Source organism: Pseudomonas sp., assembly GCF_030147005.1.
GTDB lineage: Bacteria > Pseudomonadota > Gammaproteobacteria > Pseudomonadales > Pseudomonadaceae > Aquipseudomonas.
The window spans coordinates 22,796-43,420 of the sequence record NZ_JASLAW010000252.1 but is presented as its reverse complement, the minus strand read 5'-3'; the positions used below and the strand labels follow the sequence as shown (position 1 = coordinate 43,420).

At 62.6% G+C, this 20,625-nt stretch carries 15 protein-coding genes; 2 read left to right on the top strand and 13 right to left on the bottom strand.

Features of this window, described 5'->3' with window-relative positions:
- Nucleotides 1-116: 116 nt before the first annotated feature.
- Entirely contained in the window at nt 117-1,385 is a 1,269-nt protein-coding gene (locus Q1V60_RS24420; protein WP_300635634.1) for an Hsp70 family protein, read from the bottom strand.
- 267 nt (nt 1,386-1,652) lie between these two features.
- Here Q1V60_RS24420 and Q1V60_RS24415 point away from each other — a divergent pair, with 267 nt between their 5' ends.
- The gene (locus Q1V60_RS24415) at nt 1,653-2,600 is read left to right on the top strand and encodes a DnaJ C-terminal domain-containing protein (protein ID WP_300635633.1); all 948 of its coding nucleotides are present in this window, start codon (nt 1,653-1,655) and stop codon (nt 2,598-2,600) included.
- A 93-nt stretch (nt 2,601-2,693) separates the two neighbouring features.
- Entirely contained in the window at nt 2,694-8,693 is a 6,000-nt protein-coding gene (locus Q1V60_RS24410; protein ID WP_300635631.1) for an NEL-type E3 ubiquitin ligase domain-containing protein, read from the top strand.
- Between the two features lie 74 nt (nt 8,694-8,767).
- Here the strand turns inward: Q1V60_RS24410 and ureC are convergent, their stop codons facing one another.
- The 12 genes from ureC to Q1V60_RS24350 form a co-directional block, all read right to left on the bottom strand.
- Complete coding sequence (gene ureC / locus Q1V60_RS24405; protein WP_300635629.1) at nt 8,768-10,468, bottom strand: urease subunit alpha; 1,701 nt, start codon at nt 10,466-10,468, stop codon at nt 8,768-8,770.
- 56 nt (nt 10,469-10,524) lie between these two features.
- A complete protein-coding gene (locus Q1V60_RS24400) occupies nt 10,525-10,830 on the bottom strand; it encodes an urease subunit beta (RefSeq protein WP_300635627.1) in 306 nt (101 codons plus the stop codon).
- Nucleotides 10,827-11,360, bottom strand: a complete 534-nt coding sequence (locus Q1V60_RS24395; RefSeq protein ID WP_300635625.1) for a GNAT family N-acetyltransferase — start codon at nt 11,358-11,360, stop codon at nt 10,827-10,829. Before Q1V60_RS24395 ends, Q1V60_RS24400 begins: the two co-directional genes overlap by 4 nt.
- A 5-nt stretch (nt 11,361-11,365) precedes the next feature.
- Nucleotides 11,366-11,878 (bottom strand): GNAT family N-acetyltransferase, encoded by a 513-nt coding sequence (locus tag Q1V60_RS24390; RefSeq protein WP_300635623.1) that lies wholly within the window; start codon nt 11,876-11,878, stop codon nt 11,366-11,368.
- Between the two features lie 9 nt (nt 11,879-11,887).
- Nucleotides 11,888-12,190: an urease subunit gamma gene (gene ureA / locus Q1V60_RS24385; RefSeq protein ID WP_300635621.1), complete on the bottom strand. Its 303-nt coding sequence runs from the start codon at nt 12,188-12,190 to the stop codon at nt 11,888-11,890.
- A 159-nt stretch (nt 12,191-12,349) separates the two neighbouring features.
- A complete protein-coding gene (locus Q1V60_RS24380) occupies nt 12,350-13,189 on the bottom strand; it encodes an urease accessory protein UreD (protein ID WP_300635619.1) in 840 nt (279 codons plus the stop codon).
- A 30-nt stretch (nt 13,190-13,219) separates the two neighbouring features.
- Nucleotides 13,220-13,918 carry an urea ABC transporter ATP-binding subunit UrtE gene (gene urtE, locus Q1V60_RS24375; protein ID WP_300635617.1) on the bottom strand — a complete coding sequence of 233 codons (699 nt, stop codon included), beginning with the start codon at nt 13,916-13,918 and terminating at the stop codon, nt 13,220-13,222.
- Between the two features lie 38 nt (nt 13,919-13,956).
- Nucleotides 13,957-14,790, bottom strand: coding sequence for an urea ABC transporter ATP-binding protein UrtD (urtD, locus tag Q1V60_RS24370; RefSeq protein ID WP_300635615.1), 834 nt, complete (start codon nt 14,788-14,790; stop codon nt 13,957-13,959).
- Nucleotides 14,787-15,854, bottom strand: a complete 1,068-nt coding sequence (gene urtC / locus Q1V60_RS24365; RefSeq protein WP_300635613.1) for an urea ABC transporter permease subunit UrtC — start codon at nt 15,852-15,854, stop codon at nt 14,787-14,789. The genes urtD and urtC overlap by 4 nt, the downstream gene beginning before the upstream one ends.
- Nucleotides 15,854-17,356 (bottom strand): urea ABC transporter permease subunit UrtB, encoded by a 1,503-nt coding sequence (gene urtB, locus Q1V60_RS24360; RefSeq protein WP_300635611.1) that lies wholly within the window; start codon nt 17,354-17,356, stop codon nt 15,854-15,856. Before urtB ends, urtC begins: the two co-directional genes overlap by 1 nt.
- A gap of 137 nt (nt 17,357-17,493) precedes the next feature.
- The gene (urtA, locus tag Q1V60_RS24355; RefSeq protein WP_300635609.1) at nt 17,494-18,759 is read right to left on the bottom strand and encodes an urea ABC transporter substrate-binding protein; all 1,266 of its coding nucleotides are present in this window, start codon (nt 18,757-18,759) and stop codon (nt 17,494-17,496) included.
- Between the two features lie 407 nt (nt 18,760-19,166).
- A complete protein-coding gene (locus Q1V60_RS24350; RefSeq protein ID WP_300635607.1) occupies nt 19,167-20,549 on the bottom strand; it encodes a PepSY domain-containing protein in 1,383 nt (460 codons plus the stop codon).
- Between the last annotated feature and the right edge of the window lie 76 nt (nt 20,550-20,625).

Sequence of the window (20,625 nt, the reverse complement as noted above, 5' to 3'; positions counted from 1 at the left end):
GGAGCAAGCTCCCTCGCCACAGGGACCGGTTCTGTCTTAACTGACTGGCATTAGGGCAAGCCCGGCTCCCACATTGAAATGCCATCAACTGTGGGAGCCGGGCTTGCAGATAGAACTCAGCTGCCGTAGCGCTTGCTCGCCTCAATCGCCAAGCCGCTGCCAATGCTGCCGAAGATGTTGCCTTCCACATGCCGCGCATTCGGCAGCATCGCCGAGATGCTGTGGCGCAGCGCCGGGATGCCGCTGGAACCACCGGTAAAGAACACCGTGTCCACCTGCGCCACGCTCACCGAAGCATCGTTGAGCAACTGCGTCACGCTGCCCCGCACGCGCTCGAGCAGGTTGTCGATGGACGATTCGAACAGGGCCCGCGTGAGGTCAACGCTCAGGCCCGGTTCAACCCGGTCCAGCGGTACATGGCGGCTGTCTTCGTGGGTGAGCTGGATCTTGGTTTCTTCCACTTCCATCGCCAACCAGTGCCCGGCGCGTTGTTCGATCAGCTTGAACAAACGGTCGATGCCGCCGGTGTCTTCGATGTCGTAGCGCATGCTCCCCAATGCCAGCTGGGATTTTTGCGAGTACACCGAGTTGATGGTGTGCCAGGTGGCCAGGTTCATGTGGTGGCTGGTGGGCATGTAGGCCCCGCTTTTCATGCGGCTGCCGTAGCCGAACAGCGGCATCATGCCGGCCAGGGAAAGTTGTTTGTCGAAGTCGGTACCGCCGATGTGCACGCCGCCGGTGGCGAGGATGTCGCTCTGGCGGTTGTCGTTGTGGCGCCGCTCCGGAGACAGGCGCACCAGCGAGAAGTCCGAGGTACCTCCGCCAATGTCGACGATCAGCACCAACTCTTCTTTCTCGATGGTGGACTCGTAGTCGAAGGCCGCGGCGATCGGTTCGTACTGGAAGGAGATGTCCTTGAAGCCGATCTTGCGCGCCACGTCCACCAGGGTGTTTTCGGCTTCCTGGTCGGCCATGGGGTCGTCATCGACGAAAAACACCGGGCGGCCCAGCACCACTTCCTCGAACTCACGGCCGGCGGTGGCTTCGGCGCGGCTCTTGAGCTGGCCGATAAACAGCGCCAGCAGGTCGGTGAACGGCATGGCCGTGCCGAGCACGCTGGTGTCGTGCTTGATCAGCTTGGACCCGAGCAGGCTCTTGAGCGAGCGCATCAGCCGGCCTTCGTAGTTTTCCAGGTATTCGTGCAGGGCCAGGCGGCCGTAGACCGGGCGGCGCTCCTCGAAGTTGAAGAACACCACCGACGGCAAGGTGATCTTGTCGTCCTCCAGCGCGATCAGCGTCTCCATGCCGGGGCGGATCCAGCCGACGGTGGAGTTGGACGTGCCAAAGTCGATGCCGCAGGCGCGGGCCGGGGATGGGTTTTTCATGTCTATCGGGTTCCGGTTGAAAAACGGCCGCGCAGTGTATGCCAGTCGCGGGCAGATGCGTAGGCCGGTCATCCGCTAAATAGCGCGGGTCGTTCACCTTGAAAGCGCGCCAATCGCCCCCACATCCTTTGCATACGTCAGGTGGCCGCCTTACAGGTCACCGATAACACTTTTGACGCACTCCCTGGCCACAACACTCAACAGGTGCAAAGCAGCGCACGTTGTGCCCCAGGCCGTGCGATCCCGATGAAGGATGGTGATACTCCGATGGATTTCAAAGACTACTACAAGATTCTGGGTGTCGCGCCCACGGCTGACGACAAGGAAATAAAGGCGGCCTACCGCAAGCTCGCGCGCAAATACCACCCGGACGTGAGCAAGGAAAAAGACGCCGAAGCCAAGTTCAAGGACGCGTCCGAAGCCTATGAGGCGCTGAAAAGCGCGGACAAGCGCGCCGAATACGACGAGCTGCGCAAATACGGCCAGCATGGCCAACCGTTCCAGGGCCCGCCAGGGTGGCAGAGCCGTGGCGGTTATGGCGGCGGCGGTCAGGGCACCGAGGATTTCTCGGACTTCTTCAGCTCGATTTTCGGCAATCGTGGCGATGCCTTCGGCGGCGGCCAGCGCCGTAGCGCCGGGCGCAACGGCCAGGATGTGGAAATGCAGCTGGCGGTGTCCCTGGAAGAGACGCTGTCCAACGAGGCCAAGCAGATCAGCTTCCAGGTGCCGCAGTACGACGCCATGGGGCGCCACGTCAGCAATACCACCAAAAGCCTGAACGTGAAGATCCCCGCCGGTGTGGCCGATGGCGAGCGTATCCGCCTCAAGGGCCAGGGCGCGCCGGGGATTGGCGGTGGGGCCAATGGCGATCTGTACCTGATCATCAAGTTCGCCCCGCACCCCAAGTTCCAGGTGGACGGCCAGGACCTGGTCATCGAGCTGCCCCTGGCGCCCTGGGAATTGGCCTTGGGCACGGAAGTCGCGGTGCCGACCCTCACCGGCAAGATCAACCTCAAAGTGCCGGCCGGCAGCCAGAACGGCCAGCGTATGCGCGCCAGAGGCCACGGCCTGATGAGCAAGGACAAGCCGCGCGGCAGCCTGTTCGTGCAGCTCAAGGCCGTGATGCCCAAACACCTCGACGATGAGGTCAAGGCGCTGTGGGAGGCGCTGGCGCAAAAGGCTGCTTTTGATCCGAGAGAAACCTGGAATCGCTGACCCACACTCGTCAGCGCGAACAATATATATGCTTTGGAAAAAGGGTCGTTCTATAGGCTGAGGGCTTTATGCTCAGTCAAGGAATGACCCGATATGACTTCGCCCACCACCGCTCCCATCCCCCCCGTCCCCACCCCCGAAGGCAGGCTCAATGCCGACCTTCGGGGTGTGCATTACGATTTTCTCAAGGCCCGGGTGTCGCCCTGGTTCATCCAGGGTTCCAGGCAGCGCCAGGAAGAACTCAGCGATGAGCAACTGCTGCAACTGCCCAGTTGGTACGTCAGCGCCACAGGCCAGCAAAAGGCCGCCCTGGCGGACAGCCACACGCGTTTTCGTGAGTCGCTGAACCAGGTTGAGTTCGTACTGGGCGGCATCCAGGACGTTTTGGCGTTTGCCCAGGCGCCGCTCACAGACGCGATCAAGCAACGATTCAATCTGGATGTGGACGTCAAGAACGTCTATTTCGCACGTAAATACGCCCCCGCGAGTCGCAACGATTTCTGGGGCGCGTTTGTCTTCGATCAGCAAAACGACCCCAGCACCCGCTATGAATACAGGGCGATGAACCTGCTGGAAGCGGCGCTGGCCAACTTCGCGCCAGAAGACGAAAAACCGCTGCCCTGCAACGATTGCCACATCATCACCCGGTGGGGCCATTACGAGGGCGAGGTCGTCCCCACGTTTGAGGTGCTCAAGGCCCATGCCGTGCCGATTGCGCCCCATGACTTCGCCAAACTCTGCCGCGAACTGGACCTGGGTGGGCTGTACCAGGCGCATATCAAGGCCATCGTGCAGCCTCAGGCCGACACCGAACGCAAGGCGCTGGAACGCCAGCTGGATGAGCATCAGCGCCAGTTACTGGCACTGAGCACCGAGGTCGCCCGCCATGGTTTCGCCAAGGCCCCGGACGCCAGCAAGGTCGCCCAAGGCATCAGCGACGATGCGTACCAAATGCTCAAGCAACTGATTGCCGGCCAAAGCGACGTCACCCTCGACGGCAGGCCAGTGACGGTGACGGGGTTGAAAGTCTTCAACGTGGAGCTGGTCGGGCCGTTACTGTTCGGGCCGTGGCGCGAGAGCAGCGAGCGGGTCGAACGCCTGGTGGCCTACCTGCCCAATGACCCGCAGCAACCGCTCAGGGAATATGCCTCGAGCGCCGACTTCATGGTCGATTTGCGTACGCGATTGCACAGTGTTTCCTACCGGCGTTTTTTCAGTCGTTTCGTGCCGCAGCGTCAGCAGGGGGTGTTCTTTAAACACTTCAATGCCTTGTACCAGCCCGATGCGGGCAATGGGGTACAAGGCGATTACCCGCTCCAGGCCAACCCGGCGAGGCTGCCGCTGGATGAAGCGAGCATTGTCGGCAACCTGTGGCAGCACCAGCGGCAACAGCAGATCCAGAAGATCATCGGCGATGCCAGAGCCGTTGCCGTACCTACCGAAACCGAAGACCGCAACGCCCGGCTCGCCCGCCTGCAAAGCTTCGAGGACGCGGTGCTCAATGTGTTCAACCTGGCGGCGTTCGTCTTGCCGGGGTTGGGGCCGATCATGCTGGCCGTGGGCATGGCGCAAATGTGCGACGAGGTATTTGAGGGCATCGAAGCGTACGAGGAAGGCGATATCAGGCAGATGTGGGCGCACTACGCCAGCGTGGCCCTGAATGCGGGGTTCATCGCCAGCGGCGGCGTGGTGCTGCCCAAGGTGCGCTGGGTCAGTTCGATTGACCACCTGAGGCCGGTCACGCTGCCGACAGGCCAGCAAAAACTCTGGAACCCAGACCTCTCGGCGTACGAGACCCCGGCCAGGCCGGCGCCGGACGCCAAGCCCGATGAACTGGGGTTGTATCGGCACGAAGGCCAGACAATCGTGCCGATCGAGGGCAAACACTACAGCCTCAAAAAGGACGCGAACACCGGCCAATACCGCATCCAGCACCCCACCCGCCCCGAGGCCTATGCGCCGCACGTGGAGCATAACCAGGCGGGTGCCTGGAGCCATGAAGCCGAAGAACCCCTGACCTGGGACGCAGCGACATTGAGACGACGCATGGGGCTTGAGCATGCGTCGCTCAGCACCGAACAGCTGGAGCAGGCCCAGGCGGCCAGTGGCGTGGCGCCCGATGTGTTGCGTCAGGCCTTTGTCGAGCAGGAGCCCGCGCCGTTGCTGCTGCTCGATACGCTTGAGCGGTTCAAGCTCCATCAAGAGCTCACCACCTTCGTCGAGCAGATGAAAAGCACCGACCCTGCGGTGTATGCCAAGGCCGACCCGGCGTTTCAACTGCACATGATGCAGCGCCGTGGAATGCTGCCCGACACACCGCCGCTCAGGGTGATCGACAGCAATGGCCGGGTGCTCTGGGACGCCCCCTCGGTGCTGACGCAACCCCGACGCGTTATCGCGCTGCATGAGAACGCGTTGTCCGCTGGTGAATTGATCAAAGACGTGCTGCTCACGCTGGAGGGCCTGGACCCGACGCTCGAGCAGATCCCCGGAGAGCCCGCCGATTCGCTGTACGTGAGGGCCGCCAAGGTCCGGCTGGCCATCGGTCACGCTGTCGACAGCTTCAAGCTCGGCATGCTGGAGGAACGTTATCAAGCGCGTACCCGTACCGATAATGCAGACGTGCAGCGTCTGCAGGATGCCCACCCCAAGCTGCCGACGTCGGTCGCCGAGCAGTTGATCGCCAGCCTCGGCGCCGAAGACTTGCAGTTGCTGCGCACCACTCGGCGGTTGCCCGAATGGTTGGCCGAGCACGCGAACTGGTACGCGCAGCAAACGCGGATGTCCCGTGCTTATGAGGGGCTTTACCTGGACACCCTGACCAGCATCGACAGCCAGCGGCTGGCCTTGCGCACCCTTGAAACGTTACCCGGATGGCGACGGGGAACGCGCGTGGAGCTGCGGCATTATTCGGCCCAGGGCACGCTGCTGGATGCCATCGGCGCCGTGGATTCGCCGGTCAGCAAGACCCTGATCCTGCAAGAGAACGGTCAATTCTCGGCGCGTATCCCAGGGGATTTCTATACCGCGGCCTGGGACGCTTTATCGGCCGTCGAGCGCCAGCAACTCGGGTTCAGCGAGGCCGGGCAGCTCAAGCAAGGCATTCAAAAAAGCCCGTTGTCCCGCGACCGGTTCAGTACGGTGCTGGAGGACCATCCGCAAACTCGTCCGGCCTACGACCCCGCCATGCGTTTGCTGGGCGGTGGCCCTGGGGTGCGACAGTTGCTGTCTGGCGCGGCTAACGTGTTTCTCTCCGCTCAAGCACGGGTGCGCAAACTCTTCCCCACGTTTACCGATGAACAGGTCAGCGCCTTTATCGAGTCGCTGGGCGAGCATGTGCGGGCAGGGTTGGGGCATTGGGAAAACGAATACGCGACGCTGAAAAACCAGCTCAAAGCGTGGGTGCAGGCCAACCCCCCGGCCGTCACGGAAGCGGCGGGAACGCACGCGGAGGCGATCGCCAAGAAAATAAAAAGCTGCTGGCGCCGGGAGACCGGGTCGGAGCTGAAATTGCTCATGCAGCAAAAAGAACTGCCGGCATTAAGCGCCGACTTCAGCCATGTCGACACGCTTTCGATCTATAAGGGCGCCTGGTCCCCGGCGAGCGATGTGTTCCTCAAGAATTTTGCGCATCTCAAACGTTTGACCCTCGAAGCCAGGCTGGAGGCATTACCCGATGTGATCGGCGACATGAACAGGTTGACCACCCTCAACCTGCGCTCGAACAGAATCCGCCTGGACGCACAAAGCGCCGCCAGACTGAGTGGCCTGCGCAGCCTTGAAACACTCGACCTTGCGGGCAACCCTCTGACAATGACGCCCGACTTCAGTGGCATGGCAAGACTGAAAAACCTGGACCTGCACAACACGCAGATCGAGCAGTGGCCCATGGGCTTACTGAACCAGGCCGGCCTGGAAAACGTCGATTTACGCTTTAACCAATTGCGCGAGGTGCCGCAGGCGCACCTCAACCCACCGGCCGATCAGCTCAGGGCGGTGGCGCGCATCAATGGTGTCACGCTGCTTCAGGGCAACCCGTTTCCGGCCGATTACTGGCAGCAACTGGACAGCTTTTGGCAGCGCGTGGCCGAGGCTTTCCCCGACGTGGCGCAGGCCGCCAATCCCGACGCGTTTTCCAGCTATAACCCGTGGGTCGCCAAGATTCGTCGGATGTACCCCGACAAAAGCACACGCCAAGCGCGTGAGTTTTTCTGGGCGCTCGGCGAGGACGCGCAAGCGCAATTGCTCAGCCGCGAACAAGCGTTCGATGTGCTGCAACGGCAGTTGAACGCCTGGTCGGACACGGGTGGCGGCGAACGCCAGCGCTACATCCGCGCCCGCGACACCCACCCTGCAAACCGAAGTGATCGGCTCAAGGCCGTCGACCGCATATTGAGCTGCTGGCGCCAGGAAACCCCGCAGGTGCGCGCCCATGACGGCACCCCCATCGGGCTTGAGCTCGACCTGAGTGGTCTGCAACTGCACAGCTTGCCGGACCTTGATGTGGACTTCAGCCACGTGGGCTCGCTCAAGTTGAATAACATGAGCCTGAGCACATCGCCGGAGGGCTTCCTGGCACGCTTCAAACACCTGCGCCGCTTGTACATGACCGACAACCAGCTCAGGGAACTGCCCCCGGCCGTGGGCGAAATGAACGGGCTGACCATCCTGGACCTGCGCAACAACCTCATGAGCCTGACCCCTGAAACTGCCGCGATTGTGTCTGGGCGAGTCACGCTCAGGGGGTTGATCCTGAGCGGCAACCGCCTTGGAATAACGCCGGACTTCAGTCAAATGCCGGACATGCGTTCGTTGTTCCTGCAGAACGCGGGTATCAGTACCTGGCCGACCGGCTTGGGAGAGCAACCGTTACTGGACAACATCATGTTGCAAGGCAACCACATCACCACGATCCCCGACGCGGTCATCGCGCCGCCGGACGCGCTGCTGGCGCAGTCGGCGCGGGTCAATAACGTGACCACGGTGTCGGAAAACCTGTTGACCGAGGCCACGCTGCAACAGGTGAGGGCCTACGGTGAACGGCTTGTGCAGGCCGGGCTGTCAGAGACGGCTACGTCGAACCGGTTGGTAAGAACGGCATTGGATATTCGCGCGCAAAGTGCACCCAGCACCGAAGCCGTCGGGCGGTTTTCGCGCTGGTCCAGGGGGTTCTCCGCCGAACAGACCGTCGCCCGAAAAGCCCAATGGCTGAGCCTCGCGGAGCAGGAAGGCGCGGACGGGTTCTTTCGCGTGTTCACAGACCTTGAGGCCGCGGGTGAAGACCACGCCGAGCTGCAACGGCGGGTCTGGGACGTGCTGGACGCGATCAGCGAAAACACTGCCGAATCCGAAAACCTGCGCAAGGAAATGTTCGAGTGGGCGGGCCAGCCTGCCTGTTGCGACCGTGCGGCGTTGTCGTTCAGTAACCTTGAAATCATGACGCTGGTGTTCCGAGCGCGGGCATTGGCGCTGGACCAGACCCACGTGGTGGACTTTTTGAAGTTGTCCAGAGGCCTGTTCCGCTTGGACCAAGTGGAAAAAATCGCCCTGCAGGATATTGCTCGGCGCACCCAGGCGATCATGTCCGACGCCAGGCTTACGCCCGCCCAGAAGCAAACCCAGATCGCGCTGCTGGAAGAAGTGGAGATACGGCTGGCCTATCGTTATGGCCTCAAGGAGCGCCTGCAATTGCCGGCGCAACCTCAGCGCGTCAGGTTCACCGACCTGGGGCGCGTTACCCAGACGATGCTGGATGAGGCCTATGCACAAGTCGTGGCGCTGGATGACTCACCCCAAGAGTTCCAGGCATTGCTTGGGCGTGAATACTGGCAAGAATACGTGACCAACAAATACCGAACGCAATTCGAAGCCCAACGAGAGCCCTACCTGAATCAGAGCCTTGCGCTGGACCAGAAGGTGGCCGCCGGCGAAATCACGGCAGCCGAATACGCCTCGGCGGGCAACGACCTGCAGGCTCAAATGGCAATCGTGGAAGCTGAGTTGATCGAGACCCTAACCCGCACGGAACTGGCCGAGCACCCGCTGGATCAGGCGGCAAGCGGCCCTTCCGGGGAGGAAGCGACCGACCTGTGATCACCGTTTTGAGGCAACGGCTGCGCTGCTTTTTTGCAGGCGCGAGTGGAGACAGTGAAGCCGTTGCATCCGCCTCAGAACAAAAAGTAACGCTGCGCCATGGGCAGCACCTGCGCCGGTTCGCACCATAGCAACACGCCGTCGGCCTTGACCTGGTAGGTCTGTGGGTCGACCTCGATGCTGGGCAGGTAGTCGTTGTGGATCAAGTCGGTTTTCTGCACGTCGCGGCAGCCCTTGACCACGGCGATCTGTTTTTTCAACCCCAGCGCCTCGGGCAAACCCTCCGCCAGCGCCGCCTGGCTGATAAAGGTCAGGCTGGTGGCGTGCAGCGAACTGCCGAAGCTGGCGAACATGGGGCGGTAGTGCACCGGTTGCGGGGTGGGGATCGACGCATTGGCATCACCCATCAAGCTCGACGCAATCGCGCCGCCCTTGAGGATCAGCGTCGGCTTGATGCCGAAAAATGCCGGGCGCCACAGCACCAGGTCAGCCCATTTGCCCACTTCTATCGAGCCGACGATATGGCTGATGCCGTGGGTGATTGCCGGGTTGATGGTGTACTTGGCGATATAACGTTTGGCGCGAAAGTTATCGTTGCCCGGGCCGTCACCGGGCAGGGCGCCGCGTTGTTTTTTCATCTTGTCGGCGGTCTGCCAGGTGCGTGTGATCACCTCGCCGACGCGGCCCATGGCCTGGCTGTCGGAGCTGATCATCGAGAACGCGCCGAGGTCGTGAAGGATGTCTTCGGCGGCGATGGTTTCGCGGCGGATGCGGCTTTCGGCGAACGCCACGTCTTCGGCAATGCTTGGGTCCAGGTGATGGCAGACCATCAGCATGTCCAGGTGTTCGTCGATGGTATTGCGCGTGAACGGCCGGGTCGGGTTGGTGGAGCTGGGCAGCACGTTGGGGAAACCGCAGGCCTTGATGATGTCCGGCGCGTGGCCGCCACCGGCACCTTCGGTGTGGTAGGTGTGAATGGTGCGGCCCTTGAGCGCGGCAAGTGTGGTTTCGACGAAGCCGGACTCATTGAGGGTGTCACTGTGGATCGCCACCTGCACGTCGTATTGGTCGGCGACGTTCAGGCAGTTATCAATGCTGGCGGGCGTGGTGCCCCAGTCTTCATGCAGCTTCAAACCGATGGCTCCGGCCTTGACCTGCTCGATCAACGGTTCCGGCAAACTGGCGTTGCCCTTGCCGGTGAAACCGATGTTCATCGGGAACGAGTCGCTGGCCTGCAGCATGCGCGCCAGGTGCCACGGGCCGGACGTGCAGGTGGTGGCGTTGGTGCCGGTGGCAGGTCCCGTACCGCCGCCGATCATGGTGGTGACGCCACTGGTCAGCGCCTCTTCGATCTGCTGCGGGCAGATGAAATGCACGTGGGAGTCGATACCGCCGGCGGTGAGGATCATGCCTTCGCCGGCGATCACTTCGGTGCTGGCGCCGATGGCCATGGTCACGCCGGGCTGGATGTCGGGGTTGCCGGCTTTGCCAATGGCGTGGATGCGGCCGTTTTTCAGGCCTACGTCGGCCTTGACGATGCCCCAGTGGTCGATGATCAGCGCGTTGGTGATCAGGGTGTCGACCACTTCATGGGCGAGCAACTGGCTTTGGCCCTGGCCGTCACGGATCACCTTGCCGCCGCCGAATTTCACTTCTTCGCCGTAGACGGTGAAATCCTGCTCCACTTCGACGAACAGCTCGGTGTCGGCCAGGCGGACCTTGTCACCGACGGTGGGGCCGTACATGTCGGCGTAGGCTTGGCGGGTGATTTTCATGTGTGGGTGCCCTGATAAAAATGTGAATGTGAAACCGCTATCCCAGGCAAGAGCCCCTAAAGGTCGCCCATGATCCGCCCGGCAAATCCGAACACCCGGCGCCCTCCGCTCAAGTCCACCAGCTCAACCTCCCGACTCTGCCCCGGCTCGAACCGCACCGCCGTCCCCGCCGGAATATTCAAACGCATGCCACGGCTCGCGGCGCGGTCGAATTCCAGCGCATCGTTGGTTTCGAAAAAATGGTAATGCGAGCCCACCTGAATCGGGCGGTCGCCGCTGTTGGCCACGCTCAGGCTGAGGGTGCGTCGGCCCACGTTCAGTTCGATCTCGCCAGGCTGGATCCGGTATTCGCCAGGAATCATGCAGGGTGCCCCAGGGTCTTGAAGTAAATGGCGGTCGGGCTGTAGCGCCCGTCCGGGCTTTGGCAGTAGTCGGGCAACTCTCCGATTTTGGTGTAGCTCAGTGACTGGTAGAAGGCCTCGGCATCGGAGCCGGCCTCGGTGTCGAGGTACAACAGGCCGCGCTTGTGCTGGCGTGCGGCGAGCTCCAGAACATTCATCAGTTGCTGGCCCAGGCCGTGGCGCCGCGCACCGCTGTGTACCAGCAGTTTTTGCACCTCGGCGCGGTTCAGGCCATTGGCTTTGCGGCACAGCGCCAACTGCACACTGGCCATCACTTGTTCTTCGCGCACCACCACCCACAGCAGCAGGTCGGCGTCTTCGATGCCGGCTTGCACGCCGGTCAGGTACGCGTGGGCCTGGGCCTCATCGAAGTCGGCCATGAAGCCGACCGAGGCGCCATGCCGGACCGCGTCCAGCAACAGCTCGACCAAGCCGAGGCGGTAATGGGCAAAGCTTTCAGCATTGACGCGACGCAGTTGTGCAGCGCTCATTGATCTCACTCCTTGGGCGGTTCGGCGCCGGGGTTCAGGGCCAGTTGCATAAAGGTCAGGTCGAGCCATCGGCCGAACTTGATACCCACTTGCGGCATCTGCCCCGTGGTGATGAAACCCAGGCGTTCATGCAGGCGGATCGAGGCCAGATTGCCGCTTTCGATGGCCGCGACCATCACCTGTTTGCCGCCAATGCGCGCGCGTTCGATCAGGGCCTCCATCAAGCGCGGGCCGAGGCCCTTGCCGCGCTGGTCGTCGCGCACGTACACCGAGTGCTCGACGCTGTAGCGAAAGCCCTCGAACGGCCGCCAGTCGCCGAACGAGGCGTAGCCGGTGACTTCGGCGTTGTCCACGGCCACCAGAATCGGATAGCCCTGGGCCTGGCGGGCGCTGAACCACGCCTGACGGTTAGCCAGGTCGACCGGTTGTTCATTCCAGATCGCCGTGGTGTTCAACACCGCGTCGTTGTAGATGTCGCGGATCGCCGGCAGGTCGTGTTCGGTTGCGTCACGAATCATGGCCGCGCCCTATGCAATGGGTTGATGGACGGTGACCAGCTTGGTGCCGTCAGGGAAGGTGGCTTCCACCTGGATGTCCGGGATCATTTCCGGGATGCCTTCCATCACCTGTTCGCGGCTGAGCAGGGTGGTGCCCACGTGCATCAGCTCAGCCACGGTGCGGCCATCGCGTGCTCCCTCCATCAAGGCTGCGGAGATGTAGGCGATGGTTTCCGGATAGTTGAGCTTCACCCCCCGTGCCAGGCGCCGCTCGGCGACGAGGCCTGCGGTGAAGATCAGCAGTTTGTCTTTTTCCCGTGGGGTCAGGTCCATGGTTCAAGGTCCTTCATCATGCAATTTAAGGGCAAACGCCAACCCCTGTAGGAGCGAGCTTGCTCGCGAAAAACATTAACGATAACGCAGTGCTTCTTGTGGGCCGCGGCGCCTGTGCGTTCTTCGCGAGCAAGCTCGCTCCTACAGAAGGGCGGGTCTTCATGTGCTCCAGATTCTTGGTGGTACCGCTTCCCGGCCGAGTAGGGCAGGCCGCAACAACCGCCATAAATCAATCAACCACGCCCGTGCCAGCAGCGCTTCGCCGGCCAGGCAGCGCGCTACCAGCAAACCGGGCAATTGGGTCAAGTCGCCGCGCACCGCGTGGGGCAGTGAGCGGCATTGTTCAAGCAGTTGCGGATCGATTTCACCGGTCACCAGCAAGGTGGCAAACACCGGTTGCCCATCCAGCCCGATAGGCGAATCCAGCAACCCATCGCCGCCCACAATGCGCTGGCGCTCATGCCAGAGCAACTGGCCGTCGCGACGGATATCCAGCTGTGATTGAAAGTGGCCCAGGTCGAACCGCTCGCCGCTGGCCGGGCGCCCGAGGGCGACCACGTCCCAGTAGAACAACCGCGCATCACCGTGCAGTTCGATGCGCGTACCGAGTTCGGCCTGGGCGGCGCTGAAGACAATGGTCTCCTGCGGCAGCCACTCCAATGTCGCACCGGCTTGCACGGTCAGCTCAAGCTGCTGGAATGCCGGGCCGCCGGCGCGGTACCACTTGGCCGCGCCGGGGCTGGTCAATTGTGCCCAGGCGCCTTCGGCAACCTGCGCGCTGATAGCGAGGCGATCGCCGCCGGCAATTCCGCCGGGCGGGTGCACGATGATGTGCTGGCACACCTCGGGGCCTTCGGCGTACAGGTGTTTTTGCACGCGCAAAGGGCCGAGATGGCGGCGCAGCACCGGGCGTGTGGTGTCGCCGAAACGCGCATAGCCGAGTTCCAGCTCGGCGTGCCAGCTGGGGGTGAACAGGGCAGGGGTGACGGGCAGATTCATGGTTTTTGCTTATCGTCAGGACGCTACAGATTAGATGGTTACAAGACCGCGCACACCCTCGCTTTGCATATTTTCACCACGGCCCTGCTGCACGATTTCCCCCCGCGACATCACCAGGTACTGGTCGGCCAGTTCGGCGGCGAAGTCGTAGAACTGCTCCACCAGAAGGATCGCCATGTCGCCGCGTGCCGCGAGTTTCTTGATCACCGCGCCGATTTCCTTGATCACCGACGGCTGGATGCCTTCGGTGGGCTCATCGAGAATCAACAAGCGCGGGCGGCTCGCCAAGGCGCGGCCGATGGCCAGCTGTTGCTGCTGGCCGCCGGACAAATCACCGCCGCGCCGGTGTTTCATCTGCAGCAACACCGGGAACAGCTCGTAGATAAAGTCGGGCACTTGCCTGGCTTCGGCGCCAGGGAAACGCGAAAGGCCCATCAACAGGTTTTCTTCCACTGTCAGCCGCCCGAAAATCTCCCGGCCCTGGGGCACGTAGGCAATGCCGGCGTGCACGCGCTGGTGCGGCTTGAAGCCGGTAATCGCCTTGCCCTCCCAACTCACCGCGCCTTCCTTGGCCGGCAACAGGCCCATAAGGCACTTGAGCAGGGTGGTCTTGCCCACACCGTTGCGGCCGAGCAGGCAGGTGACTTCGCCGATCTTCACGTCAAACGACAGACCGCGCAGGATGTGACTACCGCCGTAGTACTGGTGCAGCTTGTCGACTTGCAGCATTCTCGAAACCTCCTCAATTGCTACTAAAGCAAGTCGCGTCAACGACCGAGGTACACCTCGATCACGCGCTCATCGGCCTGAACCTGTTCCAGCGATCCTTCGGCCAGCACGCTGCCCTGGTGCAGCACGGTGACGTGGTCGGCAATCGAGCCGACAAAGCCCATGTCATGCTCCACCACCATCAACGAATGCTTGCCCGCCAGGCGCTTGAACAGTTCGGCGGTGAATTCGGTTTCGGCGTCGGTCATGCCCGCCACCGGTTCGTCCAGCAGCAACAGTTGCGGGTCCTGCATCAACAACATGCCGATTTCCAGGAACTGCTTCTGCCCGTGGGACAGCAACCCGGCCGGGCGCTGCACCGAGGCGCTGAGGCGGATGGTGTCGAGCACTTCATCGATACGGTCTTTCTGCTCGCCGCTCAAGCGTGCGCGCAGGCTGGCCCATACGGACTTGTCGGCCTTCTGCGCCAGCTCAAGGTTTTCGAACACCGTGAGGGCTTCGAACACCGTGGGTTTCTGGAACTTGCGACCGATACCGGCCTGGGCGATCTGCACTTCGTTCATGGCGGTGAGGTCCAGGGTTTCGCCAAACCAGGCGTTGCCATGGCTGGGCCGGGTCTTGCCGGTGATCACGTCCATCAGCGTGGTCTTGCCCGCGCCGTTGGGGCCGATGATGCAGCGCAGTTCGCCGACGCCGATGTACAGGTTCAGGTCGTTCAGTGCCTTGAAACCATCGAAGCTGACGCTGATGTCCTCCAGGGTCAGGATGGTGCCGTGGCGGGTGTTCAGGCCCTTGCCTGCGGCCTGGCCGATACCGATGGCCTCGCGGCCGCTGCCCGCGTCGAAAACAGGTTCAAGCATGACGTTCCTCATTTCTTCAGCAAGCCGATAACGCCCTTGGGCAAGTACAGGGTGACGATGATGAACAACGCCCCGAGGAAGAACAGCCAGTACTCCGGAAAGGCCACGGTGAACCAGCTTTTCATGCCATTGACCACACCAGCGCCGAGCAGCGGGCCGATCAAGGTGCCGCGCCCGCCCAGGGCCACCCAGACGGCGGCTTCGATGGAGTTGGTCGGCGACATTTCGCTGGGGTTGATGATGCCCACCTGCGGCACATACAACGCCCCCGCCAAGCCGCACAACACCGCGCTCAACACCCACACGAACAGCTTGAAACCGCGCGGGTCATAGCCGCAGAACATCAGACGGTTTTCCGCGTCACGCAAGGCGGTGAGCACCCGGCCGAATTTGCTCCGGGCCAGCCGCCAGCCGATGAACAGGCTCGCCACCAGCAGCAGTACCGTGGCCACGAACAACACCGCCCGGGTGCCCGGCTCGGTGATGCCGAAGCCGAGGATGCTGCGAAAGTTGGTAAAGCCGTTGTTGCCGCCCAACCCGGTTTCGTTGCGAAAGAACAGCAGCATGCCGGCGAAGGTCAGGGCCTGGGTCATGATCGAGAAATACACGCCCTTGATCCGCGAGCGGAAGGCGAAGAAGCCGAACACCAGGGCCAAGAGGCCTGGCGCCAGCACCACCAGGCACAGCGCCCACCAGAAGTGTTGAGTGCCGATCCAGTACCAGGGCAATTCGGTCCACGACAAAAAAGTCATGAACGCCGGCAACGCCTCGCCGGACGCCTGGCGCATCAGGTACATGCCCATCGCGTAACCGCCCAGGGCAAAGAACAAGCCGTGGCCCAGGGACAACATCCCGGCGTAGCCCCACACCAGATCGAGCGCCAGGGCGACGATGGCATAGCAGAGGATCTTGCCTGTCAGCGTCAAGGTGTAGGCCGAAATATGAAACACATTGTCCGCCGGCAACAGCGACAGCAACGGCAGCGCCAGCAGCACTGCGAGTACTGTCGCGCCGAGGGTAATCGTCACCCAGGGGCCGGCTTTCTGCGCGGCCGTGAGCATCAATGGCTGGTTCATCAGTCGATCACCCGTCCTTTCAGTGCGAAGAGTCCCTGCGGGCGTTTCTGGATAAACAGAATGATCAGCGCGAGGATCAGGATCTTGCCGAGCACGGCGCCGATTGCAGGTTCCAGAATCTTGTTGGCGATGCCCAGGCCAAAGGCCGCGGTGACGCTGCCGGCGAGCTGGCCCACGCCGCCAAGCACCACCACCAGGAACGAGTCGATGATGTAGCTCTGGCCCAGGTCCGGGCCGACGTTGCCGACCTGGCTCAGGGCGACGCCGCCCAGCCCCGCAATGCCGGACCCCAGGCCAAACGCGAGCATGTCCACACGCCCTGTCGGCACACCGCAGCAGGCCGCCATGTTGCGGTTCTGGGTGACGGCGCGCACGTTGAGGCCCAGGCGCGTTTTGTTCAGCAGCAGCCAGGTCAGCACCACCACGAACAGGGCGAAGGCAATGATCACGATGCGGTTGTACGGCAGCACCAGGTTGGGCAATACCTGGATGCCCCCGGACAGCCAGGCGGGGTTGGACACTTCGACGTTCTGTGCGCCGAACACCAGGCGCACCAGTTGAATCAGCATCAGGCTGATGCCCCAGGTGGCGAGCAGGGTTTCCAGCGGGCGGCCATACAGATGACGAATCACCGTACGCTCCAGTGCCATGCCGATGGCGGCCGTGACAAAGAACGCCACCGGTAGCGCGATCAACGGGTAGAACTCGATGGCCTGGGGCACGTAACGCTGCACCAGCAACTGCACGACATAGGTGCAATAGGCGCCGAGCATCAGCATCTCGCCGTGGGCCATATTGATCACGCCGAGCAGGCCGAAGGTGATCGCCAGGCCCAGGGCCGCGAGCAACAGAATCGAGCCCAGCGACATGCCGCTGAAGGCCTGGCCGAGGACCTCGCCGAACATCAGTTTGCGTTTGACCTGGGCCAGGCTGGTTTCGGCGGCGGTGTGCACGCCGGCATCGGTTTCGACGCCGGGCGCGAGCAGGGCTTCGAGGCGCGTGCGGGCCAGTGGGTCGCCGGTGCTGCCAAGCAAGCGCACGGCGGCCAGGCGCACCACCGGGTCGGTGTCGACCAGTTGCAGGTTGGCCAGGGCCAGGCTGAGGGCGCTGTGCACATCCTCGTCGGGCTCGGCGGCGACCTGCTGGTCGAGGAATTTCAGTTGCGCCGGCACCGCACTTTTTTGCAGGGTGCGCGCCGCATTGAGGCGTACCTTGGGGTCAGCGGCGAGCAGTTGCTGGCTGGCCTGCACATTGTCGATCAGCCCGCGCAGACGGTTGTTCAGGCGCAGGGTTTTGGTTTCGCCGTTGAGCGTGAGCCGGCCTTGTTGCAGGGCGTCCACCAGTTCGATGCGCGCCGGGTCGGGCTGGGCGGCCCAGTCCTGCAGGAGCTTGGCTTGCTGCGCGGGGTTGGCGGCCAGGAAGTCTTCGGCGTCGCCGGCGTGTGCGGCGAAAGGCAGCAACAGCAGCAGCGTCAGCAAATAACGTTTAAGGGCAGTGGGCATACACAAATGTCCTGATCATGCGCGGCCGAAAACTGGGGAGCGGGCTTGCTCGCGAAGGCGGTGTGTCACTGACAGGTGTATTGCTGACACCGCGCATTCGCGAGCAAGCCCGCTCCCACATTCAGATCGAGTCGGGCTTAGTTGCTCTTCACCGCGTAGTCCGGCTTCTTGTCATTGCCTGGGATGTACGGGCTCCACGGCTGCGCGCGGATCGGTTCCTGGGTCTGCCACACCACCGAGAACTGCCCGTCGGCCTGGATCTCGCCGATCATCACCGGCTTGTGCAGGTGGTGGTTGGTCTTGTCCATGGTCAGGGTGAAGCCCGACGGTGCGTCGAAGGTCTGGCCGGCCAGGGCTTCACGTACTTTGTCGACGTCGGTGGACTTGGCCTTCTGCGCCGCCTGCGCCCACATATGAATGCCCACGTAGGTGGCCTCCATCGGGTCGTTGGTCACGGCTTTGTCGGCGCCCGGCAGGTTGTGTTTCTTGGCGTAGGCTTTCCAGTCGGCGACGAACTTCTGGTTCACCGGGTTTTCCACCGACTGGAAGTAGTTCCAGGCGGCAAGGTTGCCCACCAATGGCTTGGTGTCGATGCCGCGCAGTTCTTCTTCACCCACCGAGAACGCCACCACCGGTACGTCGGTGGCCTTCAGGCCCTGGTTGGCCAGCTCTTTGTAGAACGGCACGTTGGAGTCGCCGTTCACGGTGGAGATCACAGCGGTCTTGCCGCCGGCGGAGAACTTCTTGATGTTGGCGACGATGGTCTGGTAGTCGCTGTGGCCGAACGGCGTGTAGACCTCTTCGATGTCCTTGTCCGCCACGCCTTTGGCGTGCAGGAACGAGCGCAGGATTTTGTTGGTGGTGCGCGGGTACACGTAGTCGGTGCCCAGCAGGAAGAAGCGCTTGGCGCCGCCGCCTTCTTCGCTCATCAGGTACTCCACCGCCGGGATCGCCTGCTGGTTGGGCGCCGCGCCGGTGTAGAACACGTTGGGCGACATCTCTTCGCCTTCGTATTGCACCGGGTAGAACAGCAGGCCATTGAGTTCTTCGAACACCGGCAATACCGATTTGCGCGACACCGAGGTCCAGCAGCCGAACACCACGGCGACCTTGTCCTGGGTCAGCAACTGGCGGCCCTTTTCGGCGAACAGCGGCCAGTTCGACGCCGGGTCGACCACAACCGGCTCGAGCATCTTGCCGTTCACACCGCCCTTGGCGTTGATCTCGTCGATGGTCATCAGCGCCATGTCTTTAAGCGAGGTTTCGGAAATCGCCATGGTGCCCGACAGCGAATGCAGGATGCCGACCTTGATGGTCTCGGCGGCCTGGACGGTCCAGGTCAAACCCATGGCGGCAAGGGATGCCGACAACGTGAAAGCCTTGATCAAACTGCGACGCTGCATGGTGCGATCTCCGTATACCCGTATTTTTTTGGGGTGGTTTTTAATCAGGCGATTTGTTAGCCGGATACACGGACTTTGCAAAGGCTGTGCCTGCGGTGCTCAACGCGGCTGGGAATGGGGGCTGGCGGCTTGCAGCGGCGGTGCCGCGCACCAACTTGGCGCCGCAATGGGGGTGGCGTGCGCGCCAGGCCCTCAAAAAGGGCGCCGGGCTGGATATGCAGCACTTTGGAGCGGACAACCGGTGACGTATGGCGAGGGAGCTTGCTCCCGCTGGGTCGCGAAGCGGCCCCGGAAATGGGACTGCTGCGCAGTCCAGCGGGAGCAAGCTCCATCGTCACAGTACAGTGTGCCTTCTTAACTGACGGCACGATGCGATACTGACGGCATGATGCGATCGGGCATCCTGCTTATGTCATGTTTGGCCTGGATTCACCTCGCCCCAGCAACCGTGACAGCAGCAGGCGGTCCAGTACCCACACCAGCACCAACGAGGCGCCCACCAACGGGAAAACAATCGCCAGCCCGAACATGATCGCCATCGCCGTTTTCCATCTGGGCAGGTCATGACGCAACGGCGGCACACCCAGCCCGCCCTGTGGTCGACGCTTCCACCAGATCACCACGCCACTCACCGCGCTGAGCAGAATCATCAGGCAGATCACCAGCACGATCAGTTGGTTGACCCAGCCGAACATCTTGCCTTCGTGCAGCATCACCCCGGTCTCGGTGGCCCTGGCGACAAGGTTGTAGTGCTCCCAGCGCACATCGGCGAGGACTTTGCCGGTGTATTGATCCACATGCAGGGTGGCGTCGTTGCGTGGGTCGTTGGCGAACACCGCGACGGTGAACACGCCTTCGGCCGTGGTGGGGAAGGTGATGCTGTAGCCAGGCTCGACTTTGCGCGCGCTGGCCAGGTCGACCACCTGTTGCAGGCGTATGGTGGGCGCGGCGGGGGCCGAATGCATGGCGCCGTGGTTCATGTGTTCGGCGTGGTCGCCGGACATCGGCATCGGCGTGTTTTCCATGGCCCAGGGCACGGTCTGCCGGCTGGCGGTATTGAGGATGCGCGCCTGCTGGTCGGACTGCGGCACGTTGTTCCACATTGCCGCCGGGAAGGTGTTCCACAGGTCGGCGTATTGCTTGCCCCAGAACCCCGTCCAGGTCATGCCGCTGAGCAGCATCACCAGCAGGAATGCCGCGCCCCAGAAGCCGGCGACGGCGTGCAGGTCGCGCCACAACAACCGGCCTCGGCGGTTCAAACGTGGCCATAACACGCCCGCCGATGATTGGCCGCGCGGCCACCACAGGTACAGGCCGGACACGACCAGCATCACGCCCCACCCGGCGGCCAATTCGATCAGGCGGTCACCCGTGGTGCCGATCATCAACTCGCCGTGCAGGGCGCGGGCGATGGCCTGCAGATTGTTGTGGGCGTCCTGCTGACCGAGGACGGTGCCGCGATACGGGTCGACGAATACCGTCACTTCGCGGCCGTCGTTGTGCATGACGAATTGCGCGCTGCTGGTGGCGTCGGCCGGCGGCAGGTATTTGCTGATCGCGGCGTGGGGGTAGGCAGCCTTGGCGCGTTGCAGTTGCTCGTCGGCGCTCAGGGCATGTTCTGCGCTTTGCACGGTGAGCAGGTCGCCGTACATCAGCGGGTCGAGCTGGGGTTTGAACAGGTAGATGATGCCGGTGAGGGCCAGCAGCACCATGAACGGTGCGACGAACAGCCCGGCGTAGAAGTGCCAGCGCCAGGCCAGGTTGTAGAAGGAAACTTTTTGAGTACTCATCGGGAGCTCCGCAAGGCTTTTGGTTTCTTGTGTCGGTTACGCCGCCATCGGGGGCAAGCCCTAATGCCAGTCAGTT

Coding starts and splice junctions, on each gene's coding strand:
- Q1V60_RS24420 (WP_300635634.1), bottom strand. CDS start 1,385: ATGAAAAACCCATCCCCGGCCCGCGCCTGCGGCATCGACTTTGGCACG.
- Q1V60_RS24415 (WP_300635633.1), top strand. CDS start 1,653: ATGGATTTCAAAGACTACTACAAGATTCTGGGTGTCGCGCCCACGGCT.
- Q1V60_RS24410 (WP_300635631.1), top strand. CDS start 2,694: ATGACTTCGCCCACCACCGCTCCCATCCCCCCCGTCCCCACCCCCGAA.
- ureC (WP_300635629.1), bottom strand. CDS start 10,468: ATGAAAATCACCCGCCAAGCCTACGCCGACATGTACGGCCCCACCGTC.
- Q1V60_RS24400 (WP_300635627.1), bottom strand. CDS start 10,830: ATGATTCCTGGCGAATACCGGATCCAGCCTGGCGAGATCGAACTGAAC.
- Q1V60_RS24395 (WP_300635625.1), bottom strand. CDS start 11,360: ATGAGCGCTGCACAACTGCGTCGCGTCAATGCTGAAAGCTTTGCCCAT.
- Q1V60_RS24390 (WP_300635623.1), bottom strand. CDS start 11,878: ATGATTCGTGACGCAACCGAACACGACCTGCCGGCGATCCGCGACATC.
- ureA (WP_300635621.1), bottom strand. CDS start 12,190: ATGGACCTGACCCCACGGGAAAAAGACAAACTGCTGATCTTCACCGCA.
- Q1V60_RS24380 (WP_300635619.1), bottom strand. CDS start 13,189: ATGAATCTGCCCGTCACCCCTGCCCTGTTCACCCCCAGCTGGCACGCC.
- urtE (WP_300635617.1), bottom strand. CDS start 13,918: ATGCTGCAAGTCGACAAGCTGCACCAGTACTACGGCGGTAGTCACATC.
- urtD (WP_300635615.1), bottom strand. CDS start 14,790: ATGAGGAACGTCATGCTTGAACCTGTTTTCGACGCGGGCAGCGGCCGC.
- urtC (WP_300635613.1), bottom strand. CDS start 15,854: ATGAACCAGCCATTGATGCTCACGGCCGCGCAGAAAGCCGGCCCCTGG.
- urtB (WP_300635611.1), bottom strand. CDS start 17,356: ATGCCCACTGCCCTTAAACGTTATTTGCTGACGCTGCTGCTGTTGCTG.
- urtA (WP_300635609.1), bottom strand. CDS start 18,759: ATGCAGCGTCGCAGTTTGATCAAGGCTTTCACGTTGTCGGCATCCCTT.
- Q1V60_RS24350 (WP_300635607.1), bottom strand. CDS start 20,549: ATGAGTACTCAAAAAGTTTCCTTCTACAACCTGGCCTGGCGCTGGCAC.